The organism is Vibrio sp. Vb1574, from assembly GCF_033338675.1.
The window spans coordinates 1-1,078 of the sequence record NZ_JAWOTC010000420.1; the positions used below are offsets into that span (position 1 = coordinate 1).

General features: G+C 39.1%; 1 protein-coding gene. It reads right to left on the bottom strand.

All coding sequences use genetic code 11. The features are described from left to right. Nucleotides 1-307 precede the first annotated feature (307 nt). The gene (locus tag R7O12_RS26585; RefSeq protein ID WP_025520342.1) at nt 308-742 is read right to left on the bottom strand and encodes a GNAT family N-acetyltransferase; all 435 of its coding nucleotides are present in this window, start codon (nt 740-742) and stop codon (nt 308-310) included. Nucleotides 743-1,078: the final 336 nt, after the last annotated feature.

The following is a 1,078-nucleotide window of genomic DNA, read 5'->3' on the forward strand; positions in this document are numbered from 1 at the left end:
TACGCCTCCTGCTATTAACCAACACGACTTACAAACCCAACCATGCGAGCAAAAAAAAGCCTCTCCAAACTGGAGAGGCTGCAATGCCTTTAACGCTGTAAGTACATTTTTAAAAAGTAATACCCTAACCCGCATCTCCTCCTGCTCTGGAGAGCGGTCATCGAGTTAACGATGAACATTCTACAAATAGCAAACAAAGTGCCAATAATGAAAATGCTTTAATTACAAGGCATTATGAAAAATGATGAACGGGGTATTTTTAAATCCGCACATTTTAAGTGCAGATTAGACTCATTTCTGTGCAGGCCTACTTTACGAATTCCATTACCAAGCGGGATTCTTCATCACCGAAGTAATTCGCTTCTTCTTCTAGTACGGTAAAACCCATAGATTGATAGAGAGACAATGCAGGTTGGTTGAGAGGATCAACCGTCAGTTTAACACTAGAACCTTCGGCCAGAGGTGCCATCACCCTTTCAACTAACAATCTCGCGATTCCTCGACCGCGAAATTCCGAATTTACGGCTAACGACATTATCCAATAGTGCTTCGCGACATTGCTGGTGGTTAAAAGCACATAACCAGCAACTGCTTCTCCTTCCTTTGCAACTAACAAGCTTTCACCCCAACAATCGTACGCTTGTCGTATAAAAAACTGAGGATACGAATGTTCTCCAAACAACTTGTTTTCTAAAGCATAAACAGCGGCTAAATCTTCTTTACGCGCAGACAAAATGTCCATCTCAACTCTACTCCTAAACTCCTTTGTTTGCGGCAATATAGATGAATCCTTCGTTAAACCCAACTTTTGCTGTCAACTCAAACAGTTGGAGCGGAACACTTTCCTTGCCCTCATCCATAGCAAATACCACCATGGACACATTTTAATCACAAAATCTAAAACCAAAAAATATTGAAAATTTGGTAAATAACTTCAATTTACACACTAAAATTCAGAATATAAATCTAGTTTTTAAAAATATTCATAGTTTGATAATTTACAAAATTGTCTTTGTATCAGCACGATTCACCACATAGTTGATGAGATAACAATCACTAAAACAGATACCATCCGCCA

Excerpts from the sequence above, each read along its gene's own strand:
- R7O12_RS26585 (WP_025520342.1), bottom strand. The coding sequence starts at position 742 with ATGGACATTTTGTCTGCGCGTAAAGAAGATTTAGCCGCTGTTTATGCT.